Consider the following 13,771-nt stretch of genomic DNA (forward strand, 5'->3'; position numbering starts at 1 on the left):
AGGGAAACGGTTGTGGTTAAACGTAAACTAGTCGTCATCGCGGCCCTCTGCGCCAGTTTGGCGGCAATCAATGCCGCTGGCAGCTTCGCGGACGGAGATGCAAATAACGCCGCCGAAGATCGGATCGAAGCGTCAAAAGCTGCACGGTCCGTGAGAGGAGCCGCCGCTAAGGAGGTGTCGGTTGCCTCGCTGGATGCCGGTCTTGAAGCCGCAGCGCATACCGCGAATACGAAGGCAGAGCATGAAGCGCTAAACGGGATGGAGCAGCTGTCCGAGACAGAGTCGCTCGCTTTGTTCATCAACCGGGAAACGGCTGAAATCGCGGTGAAGGATAAGCGAACCGGCTACGTATGGTTCTCCAATCCAGCCGAGCGGGCTAACGATCCGATTGCTTCCCCGCTCTATAAGTCGGAGCTGTCTTCGCAGCTGCTGCTTACCTACTATAACGAGAAGGGGCAAGTCAATCGTCTCAACAGCTATGACGACAGCGTCAGCAAGAAGCAGGTTGTCATCACGCCGACGAAGACGGGCGCGAAAGTCGTCTATCAATTCGGGAAAGCTGCGGGGGGCACCGACAATATACCGGCGATCATCAGCAAGAAGCGGTTTGAAGAACGCATCTTGGCGAAGCTGCCGGACGATGATACGCGCAAGCAGGTCACTTATAAATACCGCTTTAATGAGGACAAGCAGGTTTACGAAGTCCGGAACCTGCAAGATAACGTCAAGCTGGAATTGTCCGGTTACTTGACGGCTGCGGGCTATACGAAGGAAGACGCTGCGCAGGACAACGAGGAGAACGGCGTTGCCGGCGAAGCCGCGGAGGAGTCGGCGCAGTTTACGATCCCCTTGGAATACAGCTTGGATGGCGATCAATTTATCGTATCCATCGATACGAAGGAAGTAAGATACAGCCCGGCATTCCCGCTCGCATCCGTGCAGGTGCTGAAGCATTTCGGTGCGGCGGACGTGCAGAAGGACGGCTATATCTTCGTCCCTGACGGCTCCGGGGCGCTGATCCGGCTCAATAATAAAAGGCTGAACGCCGAGCCGTACAAAATGCCGGTGTACGGGGCGGACGGCACGTTTGACGTGAAGGAGCAGGTGCTTACCAGCACGCCGATCCGGCTGCCTGTGTTCGGAATGAAGCAAAATGATCACGCGATGTTCGGCATCATTGAGAACGGCGACGCGCTCGCAAGCGTGCTTGCGGACATCAGCGGCCGGTACGACTCGTACAACAGCGTAGGTGCCGAGTTCCAGTTCGTCGCGATGGACTACTACACGCTCAGCTCGGGGACGAAGACGAGCTCCGTGCCGATGTTCCAGAAACATCCTTACCAAGGAGAGCTGCGAGTCCGGTACGGCTTCCTATCCGGAAGCAAGGCGGACTATATCGGGATGGCAGGCGAGTACCGGGATTATCTGGTCGCCAAGCATCAGCTGGAGAAGCTTGCTCCGAAGCCGAATTCCCCGTTTATTCTCGAGCTCGAAGGCGCATTCCGCAAGCAAAAGTCGTTCCTTGGCATTCCGTACAACGCTACGGAATCGTTAACGACCTATGACGAGGCGGTCAAGCTGCTCAAGCAGCTCAAGGAGCAAGGAATCGAGGACATCGCGTTGCGTTACGTGGGCTGGTTCAACGGCGGGATCCGCCATAGCTCCCCGGCCGATGTCGAAGCCGTAGGCGCGCTTGGCGGGAAGAAGGATCTGCAGGAGCTGATCGAGTACACGAAGCAGAACCGGATCGGATTGTATCCGGATGTCGCTTTCCTGGAGAAGTATAAGGGCGCCAAGAACAGCGCGGATTTCTTGGATCGGCGCAGCGCGGCCATCTATCGGTACGATCCTGTCATGTATATCAAGGACAAGTCCTCATTCTCACATTATGTGCTCTCAGCCGGCAAGCTGGAGGGAACGGTGGATGATTTCATCGCCGACTTTGAGAAGCTTGACACGGACGGCGTATCGCTGCGGGATATGGGTAATGAAGTGAATTCAGACTTTAATCCGGACCGTCCGGTCACCCGTCAGGATGCGCGCGATATTGCGCTGCAAGAGACCGGCAAGCTCAAGCAGCAGAGCGGTTCCCTTATGGTTAACGGCGGTAACGCGTATACGGTTCCGTATGCCGATTTGATCGTAGGCGCTCCGACTTCGAGCAACCGGCTGAACATTACGGATGAAGACGTTATGTTCTATCAAATCGCTCTGCACGGGTACGCGGACTTGGCCGGCGCTCCTTTCAACAGAAATGAATACCAGAACCCGCGCATTTCCATGCTTAAAGCGCTCGAGACAGGCTCAGCGATCTATTACCAGTGGTATTACAATGAGGCCTCGGTCGTAAAGGATACCGCATATGACGATCTGTACGCGCTCCATTATGCCGATTGGCTCGAAGAAGCCGTCAGCTTGTACCGTGAGGCAAATCCTGTCTTGAAGGAAGTCCGCAGCCAGACCATTACGGGGCACCGCGCGCTCGCGGACCGCGTGGTGGAAACGACCTTCGAGAACGGCGTCGCGATTATCGTGAACTATAACAAAACAGCTGTGAATGTGAACGGCATCGAGATCGGCGCCGAAAGCTTCCGGGTAGGCGGTGAATGATTTGTTCAAGAAACCAATGACGCTCAAGCAGAAAAATGCATGGTATGGGGTGTTGTTCGCATCCCCGCTCATCTTCGGGATGATCATGCTGTTCATACTGCCGCTCATCCAATCGTTCCGCTACAGTTTAAGCTCGCTTGATATGGTGGAAGGCGGCTTCGAGGTCAATTATGAAGGCTTCGCCAACTACACGAGCCTATTCACGGACAATCCGGATTTCCCGCGGACGCTGGTCGAATCCGTCGTCACGATGGTCGTGAACGTGCCTCTCATCATCATCTTCAGCCTGTTTGCGGCGGTGCTGCTCAATCAAAAATTCAGAGGGCGCCCATTCGCAAGGGCCGTATTCTTCCTGCCGGTTATTCTAGCGTCCAGCGCGATCGCCAACATGGATATCAGCAGCTTCGTCGGCGGCGGGGCGATCGGTACCGGCAATGGAGAGGAAGGCTCCGGCGTGCTGCAAAGCTTTGAGCTAAGCGAGATGATGCTCGAGTCGGGTCTATCGCCTGTCATTGTCGATTATATAACGGGAGCGGTTGACCGCATCTATGAAATCATCAGCTCCTCGGGCGTGCAAATTCTTATTTTCTTGGCGGGGCTGCAGTCCATCTCCCCGTCCTTGTACGAAGCGTCCAAGATCGAAGGCGCGACAGGCTACGAGAGCTTCTGGAAAATTACGTTCCCGATGGTAACGCCGCTCATATTGACGAACCTGGTCTATTCCATCACGGATACGTTCAGCAGCAATCAGATCAATCTGCTTATTTCGGAGACGGCCTTCCAAGTGTTCGACTTCGGGCTTAGCGCCGCGATGTCGTGGGTATTCTTTCTTTGCGTCGGCCTCATTCTCGCGATTTCCGTCGGCCTGATTTCGCGGAAGGTGTTCTACTATGATTAATCGGGAGGGGCGTCCATGAAATCGCCTGCTGCATATGCCGATCTGTTCGTACGGCGCTATAATCCGGTCGACCGGACGAAGGGGCTGGTTTGGACGGTCATTCGTACGGTGCTGGTCCTTGGTTTCTGCTTTGTGATTTTGTTTCCGTTATTCTTGCGCATTTCCATCGCGTTCCGAAGCAAGGTAGATATCTACGATCCGACCGTGCTTTGGATTCCGAGACATTTTACGCTCGAAAATTTCAAAATCGCGATGGAAGCGTCGAATTATTTCACGGCGTTCCTGCATACGGTCTATATTTCTTCGAGCACCACGATCATACAGATGGCATCCTGCACGCTGGCTGCCTACGCGTTCGCGCGGCTTCGGTTCAAGGGAAGCGGGATTCTGTTCATCCTCGTTATTTTCACGATCGTCGTGCCGCCGCAAACCATTATGATTCCGCTCTACTTGACCTACCGTTACTTTGATCTGTTCGGCCTTATTCAGCTGTTTACGGGCAAGAAGGGACTGAACTTGATCGACACATTCTGGCCGTTCATCATTTCGGCAGGGACGGCGATGGGACTGAAGAACGGTTTATATATTTATATTTTCAGACAGTTTTTCAGAGGCATCCCCAAAGAGGTCGAAGAGGCTGCGCTCGTTGACGGGGCAGGCGTACTGCGCACATTCTTCCGTATCATGCTGCCAAACGCCGTGCCGGCCATCATTACCGTCTTGCTGTTCTCGTTCGTATGGCAGTGGAATGACAGCTATTATGTCAGCCTGTTCCTGAAGCAAGTTAAGGTGCTGTCCACAAGCTTGATGGATATGGGAGTCGGACTGAAGGAGCCGGATCCGGTATATACGTCGATGCTGCTTAACACCGGTGTCCTGTTGACGATTGCCCCGCTCCTTGTCATGTATCTGTTCGTGCAGCGATACTTCGTGGAAAGTGTGGAGCGTACTGGAATCACGGGTTAATTTTGCTAAATATGTTGGTATCTTAGCTAAAAATAGCTATACTGAGAAAAAGAACTCATAGGCTGAGGTGTGAATATTGTGCTGAACGATAATAAACCGTTATATAGTCAAATACTCGGGATTTTGCGCGAGCGCATCTCCCAAGGGGAATATGTTACCGGTCAGCAGCTCCCGACGGAACTTGAGCTCGCGGAGCAGTTCGGCGTCAGCCGTATCACGTCCAAACGCGCATTGATTGAACTGGAACGAGAAGGTCTGATTTACCGACGAAGGGGAAGCGGCAGCTTCGTCAAGAAGCGGGATGAGGCTAAGACGGCAATCGAGGTGCGGACTGTGCCTGCATCCAGCCGAATCATCTCGATGATTCTTCCTTTCGTATCACCTAACAATTCATTGGAACATATGCAAGGCGTGGCCAAGTACGTGGAGTCCAAGGGCTACTACCTAAGCATCCATAACAGCGATTGGAGCATTGAGAGAGAAAGAGAGCTGCTTATATCGCTGCCCAAACGGGGGACGTCCGGCATCATCCTTTACCCGGTAAGCACGCAGCATAATTTGGATGTGGTCCATGCGCTCCATGTCAACGAATATCCGATCGTAACCTTGGATCAATATTATAATCTGCTATCGATGGGGAGCGCCGTCTCCGATAACTTTGAAGGCGGGTACATGGCTGCTTCCAAGCTGATCGAGCTCGGCCATACCCGTATCGCCTTCATTTCTACAGTCGGGATCCAGTACCGGAGCACGGTGCGCGACCGTTTCTTCGGCTATAGCAAAGCGTTGAGCGACAATGGGATTCCGCTCGATATCGATTTGTTTTTCAGCGATTTGCCGCGTGAAGCGGAAGGTGCCGCACCGGTACGCCGGGAGTTCTATAAAAAGCTGCTCGGCAGGCTGCAGGAGCTTCGCGTGACCGCCATTCAGGCCGAGCACGATATGGTCGCGTTTGATTGCGTGAAAGCGGCTCTTGATCTAGGCATCCGGATTCCGGAGGAGCTGTCGATCATCGGCTTCGATAATAACGATCTTAGCCTGCAAGCCGATATCCCGCTTTCGACGCTGGAACAGAACTACGAAGAGATCGGCCGTCGCTCGGCTATGATGGTTGTCGATCAATTGGAGAATGGAACGCTTCAACTCGAGCGGGCCGTCATACCGGTAAAGTGGATTTCAAGACATTCGGTTGGTCCAGGACCGGAACTGCACGATCTAAGTGAGTTAAGCTAGTCATACTGCCTTCTTGTGAGTCTAATAGGAGACTCGCGGGGAGGCTTTTTTATTGATATATTTTATTCGGTTATTTCAATGATAATTGGTATATCTTATGTTTACACAATTGAAAGATTGCCAGTATAATATAGGAGAAACAGGTATAATTTTCGTTTATAAGATATATCAATAACATCGGAGGAGACGGAAATGAACTACAGTGGAGTTGCCGAGCCGAACGTGCTGACCTATGCGCCGAAGCATTACATATGCCGCCGGGCTTCCGAGCCGCTTGAATTGGACGGCAGATTGGATAAGCCGTTTTGGGCGAATGCGCCATGGACGGATGAATTCGTTGACATTGAAGGCGACCTGAAGCCGAAGCCGGGCAAGCGGACGCGGGTCAAGATGCTGTGGGATGACGAGTATTTCTATTTCGGCGCGGAGCTGATGGAGGATCAGATTTGGGCAACGCTGACGGAGCGCGATTCTGTCATCTTCTATGATAACGATTTCGAAATATTCATCGATCCGGACGGCGATTCGCACCGGTATTACGAGTTTGAGATCAACGCGCTGAATACGGTTTGGGACTTGCTGCTTGTGAAGCCGTATCGGGACGGAGGGCCGCCTGTCGACGCATGGGATATCGCCGGACTGAGGACGGCGGTGCATATCGAAGGCGAGCTGAATAATCCGCAGGCTGCTAACCGAAGCTGGAGCGTTGAGGCGGCCATGCCATGGAAGAGCTTGATGGAATGCGCCGGAGGAGGCAAGCGGCCCCGATCCGGCCAGTTTTGGCGCGTCAATTTCTCTCGCGTCGAGTGGCGGGCGGAAGTTCGGAACGGACGATACGAGAAGGTGATTAACCCCGATACGGGTAAGCCTTATCCGGAAGATAACTGGGTGTGGTCTCCGATGGGCCTGGTCAACATGCATTATCCGGAATTGTGGGGCTACGTCGTGTTTGGCGGCGGGGAAGACACGGAATCCTTCGCGCTGCCTGCCGATGAACTCGTGAAATGGGATTTGCGCCGGTTGTATTACCGCCAGCGGAATTATTTTGTTCAATTCGGTCGGTTCAGCGCGGATGCCGCTTCGTTAATGGGGGAGGACCGTTGGACGATCGAGCCGCACATTCAAACGACAGGCCGACTATTTCAGATATCCGCTCCTTCGGCGGCGGGCGATGGCACCTATTACATACGCGAAGACGGCTTACTATGGAAGGAGTAGTGCATAGCGATGGAGACGAAGAACGCGGTTTTTTCGTTGGATAGGGAAACGCAGGCATTGATCGAGCGCAAATTCGAGGAGAAACGGAAGCTCGCGGCTGCTCGGGATGCTTCTTTGTTCGGCGTGTTCGGCGAACCGCTCAGCGAGGAAGAACGGTGGGCGCTCAAATTTCTTTACGCATATATGCCGCTCCACGACTTGGCTGATTATGACGGGAGCCTGTTTCTAAGCCATGTCCGTCAATCGCTGGAGAGCCGCGCGAAGCTGCCGTGGGGAAAGCTGGTTCCCGACCATCTTTTCCTGCATTTCGTTCTGCCTTACCGGGTTAATAACGAAAATATTGAAGACAGCCGAGGGATCTTGTACCGGGAACTGAAGGATCGGGTGGAACGGCTGTCGATGGAAGAGGCGATTCTGGAGACGAATCATTGGTGTTATGAGAAAGCGACTTATGTCGGCAACGATCCGCGAACCGTTTCGCCTTTGACCTTGATTCGAGCAACGCTTGGACGCTGCGGCGAAGAATCGACGCTAGCCGTTGCCGCGCTGCGCAGCCTTTGCATCCCTGCCCGGCAATGCTATACCCCTCGCTGGGCTCACAGCGACTCCAACCATGCCTGGGTGGAGGCTTGGGCGAACGGCAAGTGGCACTTCATTGGAGCCTGCGAACCGGAGCCGGCTCTGAATCAGGGCTGGTTCAGCGCGCCGGCAAAGCGGGCGATGCTGGTCAATACGCGCGTCTCGGCAAATTATCCGGGTCCGGAGCCGGTCACATTGGCACATGAGTGGTATACGGAAATCAATTTGTTGGACGGGTATGCGCCGAGCCGCACCATAACGGTCCGCGTCGTGGATGCGGACGGCGAGCCGATTCCTAGTGCTGCGGTATCGTTCCAGGTCTATAACTTCGCCGAATTTTCCCCGATCGCGAAGATGAAGACGAATGAGCGAGGCGAAGTCCGGTTCACGACCGGATACGGCGACTTGCTTGTGCGTGCCGTGAACCGGGGGGCATGGGGCGAGCTCAAGTTAAGCGCATCCGTTCGGCAGCTTGATGCGGCCGAGATTGTCGTCGACCGGCATGAGCAGCCGGATGGGGTCTATGAATTTGACATGGTGCCGCCTCCGGAGCTGCCGGTCGACAATGCCGTTTCTGTAACTGCAGAAGAGGCGCTGCGGCATCAAGCGCGTATGCGCGAGGGGGCGGCGATTCGCCAGCGCTTCGAAGAGACGTTTCATACGGAGTCGCAGGCCGGCGAGCTGGCCGCGAAGCTTGGTCTGCCTGCGGACCGCGTATGGGAAATGCTGCGCATTGCGCGGGGAAACAGCGGAGAAATCGCAGCTTTCCTGGAAGAGCGGACGCCCGAATATGGGGAATGGCCGCTGAGGCTGCTCGAAAGCTTGAATAAGAAAGATTTGACCGACACCTTCAGGCGCTCCTTGGATGATCATTTAATCGGCCCGATGATGTATGCGCACAGCTGCGATACGGAGACATTCACCCGGTACGTGCTTTGCCCGCGCGTGCTGTTTGAAATGATCACGCCTTATCGATCGACTTTGCGCGAAGCCGTGAGTCCCGAAGCGATTGATGAGTTCCGCAACGATCCCGCCGAATGGGCGGGCTGGCTAACGGCGAATTTCGAGGTCGTGCCGGAATTGGCGCATTACGAAGGCATGGCTGCGCCGGCAGGCAGCATCAAGCTTCTGAAAGGGGATCGGCTATCCCGCGACATTCTATTCGTCGCCGGCTGCCGGAGCTTCGGCATTGCAGCCCGCTTGCACCCTAGCGAACGTAAGCCGCAATACCGGAACGCTCAAGGCGACTGGCTGGATGCGCAGATTAATGACGGCCTGCCAATCGCCAAACAAACGGTAACAGGCCAGTTGAAGCTGCTGCCTGATCCGGCGGCTCCGGCAGATCAAGCTGCGTCAGCTTATTACCGCAATTTCACGCTGGCGAAGCTGGCGGAAGGAAGCTATCAAACGCTGCATTACCCGCATGGCCAGACCGAGGTGCATGATCTCACGTATGAGCTTGAGCCAGGCTCCTACCGCATGACGGCCGGAACACGGCTGCAGGATGGCTCAGTCCTTGTACGGTTCACGTATTTCAACATCCAAGCGAACCGTTTAACAGAGCTTGTTCTATCCTTCCGCAGCCCGATGGCCGCAGAGCTGCCGCTGCTCGCAGAAGCCGACAGCAGTTGGACATTCGCACGGCAGGACGGCAGCATCTTCTCGCTGGGAGATCTGATGCAGGGAAGGATTACAGCGGCTGCGTGGATCGAGCCGGAACGTGAGCCTTCGAAGCATCTTCTTCGCGAGCTCGGCGAGCTGGAAGCGGAAATAAGTAGGCTTGGATTGCCGATTATGGTAGCGATCGGCGAAGAGGAAGCGGCGGGAAGGCTGCCGCAAGGCACGATCCTAGTACGCGACAGCGAATGGCATGTTTTGAAGCAGGCGGCTCAGCCATTCGGAGGCGATTTGGCAGGTATGCCTTTTGTCATTGTTATCGATGAACAGGGCCGTATTCGTTATCAGTCGTCCGGCTATAAGCTCGGAGTCGGCCGGGAGCTCGTGCAGGCAGTGATTCGGCTGCAAAGCCGATAGCCGGTCGAATATGCAAACATGGAGGAGAATCGAATGAAACCGAACTATATAACAGCAGGCTATGTAGGAGACTCTTGGCTTCCGAAGGTAAGAGAAGAAGATGCGCTGAAGCTCACTCACTTGAACGTGGCGTTCGGCCATGTCGTCGATGACGGGATCAGCATCCGTCACCTGAAGCACCTCGAAAGTTTGAATACGCTAAAACGATACAATCCCGATTTAGTCGTATTGCTGTCCGTTGGAGGATGGAGCGCGGGCGGGTTCTCCGAGGCTGCATCCACTGCGGAAGGCCGCAAACGGATGGCGGTGACGGCAATTGAGATTTTGCGCCGATACCCGATTGACGGCATCGACTTGGATTGGGAATATCCTTGCTATGGCGTAGCCGGGATTGCTTCAAGTCCGAACGATAAAACGAATTTCACGCTGCTGCTTCAGGAGCTCCGGGAAGCGTTCGACCGCTTAGGCGAGGAAACGGGGCGTCATTATTTGCTCACGATAGCTGCCGGCGCGGACCAGTACTACATCGATGGAACAGAAATGGATCAGGTTCAGCGTTATTTGGACTTCATTCAATTGATGACGTACGATATGCGCGGGGGCTTCCAAACCTTGACCGGCCATCATACGAATTTGCATGCTTCGACCGGCGATCTGTTCCGCATCAGCGTGGACGCCTCGGTCCGCATGTTTGTGAACGCCGGCGTACCGAAGGAGAAGCTCGTCATTGGAGCAGCTTTCTATTCCCGGATGTGGAAGAGCGTGCCGAATGTCAATAACGGCTTGCATCAAATGACCGGTACGTCTGGCGGGTACGGACCGGAATTCACCAAGCTGGCGGAGGCGTATATCGACAAGAACGGCTTTACGCGCTATTGGGACGATGAAGCCAAGGCGCCTTTTCTGTTCAACGGCGAAAGCTTCATAACTTATGAGGACGAAGAGTCGCTCCGGCATAAAGCGGAATTTGTACAGCGTGAAGGCCTTGCGGGAATCATGTTCTGGGAATATAAATGCGATACGACCTATCGATTGTTGGATGCGATGCACCGCGGACTTCATAAATAAAAAAATGCAAAAGTAGTTGACTTAAGCGCAGTTGTCATGGTATATTAATTCTCGCCGCTTCACTTCGGAGAGGCAACTGCCAGATGCGGTCGTGGCGGAATTGGCAGACGCGCTAGATTCAGGTTCTAGTGGTGTAACAGCCGTGGAGGTTCGAGTCCTCTCGACCGCACCAATCATACAAGCGAAACCCCTCGAAGAAATTCGAGGGGTTATTTTTATTTTCATAGAATGGCATGTCCCGTTAAGAAGTACATAATTTTTCCTTTATTCACAAACAATGAGTACGTATGGATTGATGTGATGAAGGAGAATGGATTGATGATGCAGCATAAGTGGAAAGTCGCTGGTTTGGCATGCAGTCTTATGGCTGCCATCCTGTTTTCTACACAGGGAGGACCGGCAGCGGCCTCGTCGAAGGGTCAAGAAATACAGGGGCATCGCCAGGTGGCGATCGTTATTGACGATTTCGGCAACGGAATGACGGGAACTCCGGAGATGATGGAGCTGCCTGTCCGCTTTACGGTGGCGGTGATGCCGTTCATGCCGACGACCAAGCAAGATGCCGAGCTGGCATTCAAGCGCGGGGACGACGTAATCGTTCATATGCCGATGGAGCCCGTGAAAGGAAAGCCGGAGTGGCTTGGCCCTGGCGCCATTACAACAAGCATGAGCGATGATGAAATCCGCAAACGGGTGGAGGCCGCGATTGCGGATGTGCCTCATGCCGTCGGCATGAACAATCATATGGGGTCCAAGGCGACATCGGACGAGCGTGTCATGCGGGCTGTGCTGTCGGTCGTTAAGGAGCATGGTATGTTCTTCCTGGACAGCCGGACGTCGTATAGGACTGTTCTCCCGAAGGTGACGAAGGAGCTGGGGGTACCGCTGCTCTCGAATCAAGTCTTCCTGGATGACGTCTATACGACGAAACACATCTCCAAACAAGTTGGCGTGATGCGAAAATATTTAGAGGATAACGATAGCTGTGTCATCATCGGCCACGTCGGACCGCCAGGCAAGCTGACAGCCGCGGTACTAAAGGATGCGATCCCGCGGCTGCAGGCTACGACCAGCTTTGTAAAGCTTTCGGAAATGGTGCTGCCATCAGCGGAAAAGGATATAATTCCGCACCCCTGATGAAATCGCTTCGGCCAGCTGAAGCTGTTGCCGAGGATCCGTCAGCATTTGGCGGTCGCCTTCGTGACTGATAAAGCCCATTTCCACGATAACGGCAGGCTGCTTCACCACCTTGAGCAAATAGAACGGAGCACCGACACGAGGGAGATAGCGCGTATTATGCTTGCGGTTTAATGCATCTTGGATGCAAAAGGCGAGCAAGGCGCTTTCTCCCTCGTTTTGATGAAGCACGAGCGGACCATGCTCGGTTCGGTCGGGAGCCCAGTTGACGTGGATGCTGACCAGAATCTTAGTCTGGATCTCCTTCGTCAGCTGGCTCCGCTGCGATAAGTCGCGGCGATGGCGAGAGCCGGCCGGGTTCCAGCGGTTATCGTCGCTTAGCGCGTAATCGCCGTCTCGATTCAGGATGACGCGGATGCCGCTGGCGCTCAGAAGCAAATAGAGCTTTTTGGCTACGGCTAAATTAATATCCTTCTCCAGTACATCCTCATGATGCGCTCCTCCGTCAATGCCGCCGTGTCCGACGTCAATCAGCACTTCAGCGGATGGGAGCGCGCGCTGGTAGTCCGGCGGCAGTTTGGCTTGCGTATCGGCGTCTGCAGGCGTATCGAGCGGATAGGCGGCCAATGACGGTTCGATCGGAAGCATGTACGCAAAAATTGCGATTAAACAAAAGAAAAGAAACGACCGGCTCAGCGTTCGTTTCGCGAAGCAAGGATAAAGCATGTTGGACCATACCTCCAATTCCAAATTGGCTAACGTTAGCGTGGCACAGTCCAAGGAAACTCATTCATGTTTGAAAGAAATGAATCGCGGAGACACTGTAGATATCAGGAGAACATAAGGAGATGACGGACATGGCAGTTGAGAAACCGGAAGATTACATTAAGTTCATGACGGGCAAAATGATCGAAATCATCGAAAGGCCTCAAGCGGAGCGCAAAGAAAACCGCAAAAAAGCCAAAGCAGCGAAGGAGCCATGGCTGACGCGCTGGTTTGGCATGGGCGGATTAGGAATTATGCAGCTTATGCGGTCAAGACCTCGCGGTGACAGCTAAACGAAATTAGTTATAAAACCGGCCTTCCTGCTTCAACGTCTCCATTTGGATGTAACGGGCACCTAACGAATCGAAGGCAACGAAAATGCTTTTCTCGTCCCAGCGGTGATAACCGATAGCCGGAAAAACGAAGAGGACCGTGTCCCGAAACAGCTCTGCAGTGAAGCGGATTTGATTGAAATGGTCGAGCAGCTCCGGAAGCCGATTGATCTGCTCCTTGGATAATGGCGATTTCGTGAGCCAAGGGAGGCGTTCATACGGATCGAACGCTTTGTTCGCTTTCGCTGCCGAAAGCTTCGAAACGACAGATACATTCGACAATCCGGAAATCGGCGCGGCAGCAAGCGCGCTGACCTGTTCATTCCAGAGCCGGTCGGAAATCGGCAGCGCCTCGCCCGTCCAAGCATCTAAATAATAGGTTTCTCCGCCAGCCGATTTGTATTTCCAAACGGCGAGCACGGGGGAAATGTAGAGCCGCTCCAGATGGAGCGGTTTTTTGATGGCTTCTGCAAAAGAGGTAAATAAGCCTTGACGAACCATGGAGCTGTAGAGCGTATTCGGATCGAAGGCGGGATGGGAGCCTGCACCGTATTCCCCGAGCATATAGCCGCCTTCGGCCGTAGCATGGACGATCATGTAGCCGACAGGCTGACGCTCCAGCCGGAACGTAACCAGCCAGCTGTGCGTTCCGGGACCAAGCGGTACGATCGAAGCGGTTGCTTTCTTCCAGGATTTAAACTGCGGCTGTGCCGACAGCGTCTCTGCCCAAGCTTCTACCTGCTTTTCAAGCTTGGACGCATGCTCCTTCGGTGCAAGCGAATAGGTGACTGCTGCGGCTGAAACGGCATTTGTATGTGCCAAGAGAAATGTGGCGATGACAAAGGCAAAAAGCGATATCCATCTGCGCATTTCTGCATCACCTGCTGCTTTCTGTAGATTTTCTGCTTCCGCTCCGTCATTGTACCTTAAC

The 13,771-nt window shown here is 54.1% G+C and carries 11 protein-coding genes and 1 tRNA gene; 10 read left to right on the top strand and 2 right to left on the bottom strand.

Going from position 1 to position 13,771, the window contains the following annotated elements; translation table 11 throughout:
• Window positions 1-12 precede the first annotated feature (12 nt).
• From DL346_RS06110 to DL346_RS06150, 9 genes are all read left to right on the top strand, one after another.
• Complete coding sequence (locus DL346_RS06110) at window positions 13-2,610, top strand: DUF5696 domain-containing protein (RefSeq protein WP_112881144.1); 2,598 nt, start codon at window positions 13-15, stop codon at window positions 2,608-2,610.
• On the top strand, window positions 2,603-3,508 hold the full coding sequence (locus tag DL346_RS06115; protein ID WP_338066289.1) for a carbohydrate ABC transporter permease: 906 nt from the start codon (window positions 2,603-2,605) through the stop codon (window positions 3,506-3,508). Before DL346_RS06110 ends, DL346_RS06115 begins: the two co-directional genes overlap by 8 nt.
• A 15-nt stretch (window positions 3,509-3,523) precedes the next feature.
• Complete coding sequence (locus DL346_RS06120) at window positions 3,524-4,474, top strand: carbohydrate ABC transporter permease (protein ID WP_112881146.1); 951 nt, start codon at window positions 3,524-3,526, stop codon at window positions 4,472-4,474.
• A gap of 78 nt (window positions 4,475-4,552) precedes the next feature.
• Window positions 4,553-5,707, top strand: a complete 1,155-nt coding sequence (locus DL346_RS06125) for a GntR family transcriptional regulator (RefSeq protein ID WP_112881147.1) — start codon at window positions 4,553-4,555, stop codon at window positions 5,705-5,707.
• A gap of 192 nt (window positions 5,708-5,899) precedes the next feature.
• Window positions 5,900-6,925: a carbohydrate-binding family 9-like protein gene (locus tag DL346_RS06130; RefSeq protein WP_112881148.1), complete on the top strand. Its 1,026-nt coding sequence runs from the start codon at window positions 5,900-5,902 to the stop codon at window positions 6,923-6,925.
• 9 nt (window positions 6,926-6,934) lie between these two features.
• Complete coding sequence (locus DL346_RS06135) at window positions 6,935-9,538, top strand: transglutaminase domain-containing protein (RefSeq protein ID WP_112881149.1); 2,604 nt, start codon at window positions 6,935-6,937, stop codon at window positions 9,536-9,538.
• Window positions 9,539-9,571: 33 nt separating this feature from the next.
• Window positions 9,572-10,606 carry a glycoside hydrolase family 18 protein gene (locus tag DL346_RS06140; protein WP_112881150.1) on the top strand — a complete coding sequence of 345 codons (1,035 nt, stop codon included), beginning with the start codon at window positions 9,572-9,574 and terminating at the stop codon, window positions 10,604-10,606.
• 85 nt (window positions 10,607-10,691) lie between these two features.
• Window positions 10,692-10,778 (top strand) — tRNA-Leu (locus tag DL346_RS06145).
• A gap of 146 nt (window positions 10,779-10,924) precedes the next feature.
• Window positions 10,925-11,743, top strand: a complete 819-nt coding sequence (locus DL346_RS06150; protein ID WP_112881151.1) for a divergent polysaccharide deacetylase family protein — start codon at window positions 10,925-10,927, stop codon at window positions 11,741-11,743.
• Here DL346_RS06150 and DL346_RS06155 read toward each other — a convergent pair.
• The gene (locus tag DL346_RS06155) at window positions 11,711-12,469 is read right to left on the bottom strand and encodes an N-acetylmuramoyl-L-alanine amidase family protein (RefSeq protein WP_240633045.1); all 759 of its coding nucleotides are present in this window, start codon (window positions 12,467-12,469) and stop codon (window positions 11,711-11,713) included. The genes DL346_RS06150 and DL346_RS06155 overlap by 33 nt on opposite strands.
• A 131-nt stretch (window positions 12,470-12,600) precedes the next feature.
• On the opposite strand from DL346_RS06155, the gene DL346_RS06160 reads away from it, so the two are divergent.
• Window positions 12,601-12,801 carry a YqzE family protein gene (locus DL346_RS06160; protein ID WP_165822390.1) on the top strand — a complete coding sequence of 67 codons (201 nt, stop codon included), beginning with the start codon at window positions 12,601-12,603 and terminating at the stop codon, window positions 12,799-12,801.
• Window positions 12,802-12,807: 6 nt separating this feature from the next.
• Here DL346_RS06160 and DL346_RS06165 read toward each other — a convergent pair whose 3' ends face one another.
• Entirely contained in the window at window positions 12,808-13,710 is a 903-nt protein-coding gene (locus DL346_RS06165) for a hypothetical protein (RefSeq protein ID WP_112881153.1), read from the bottom strand.
• Window positions 13,711-13,771 lie beyond the last annotated feature (61 nt).

Source organism: Paenibacillus montanisoli, from assembly GCF_003268025.1.
In the GTDB taxonomy this organism is placed as follows: Bacteria; Bacillota; Bacilli; order Paenibacillales; family Paenibacillaceae; genus Paenibacillus_Z; species Paenibacillus_Z montanisoli.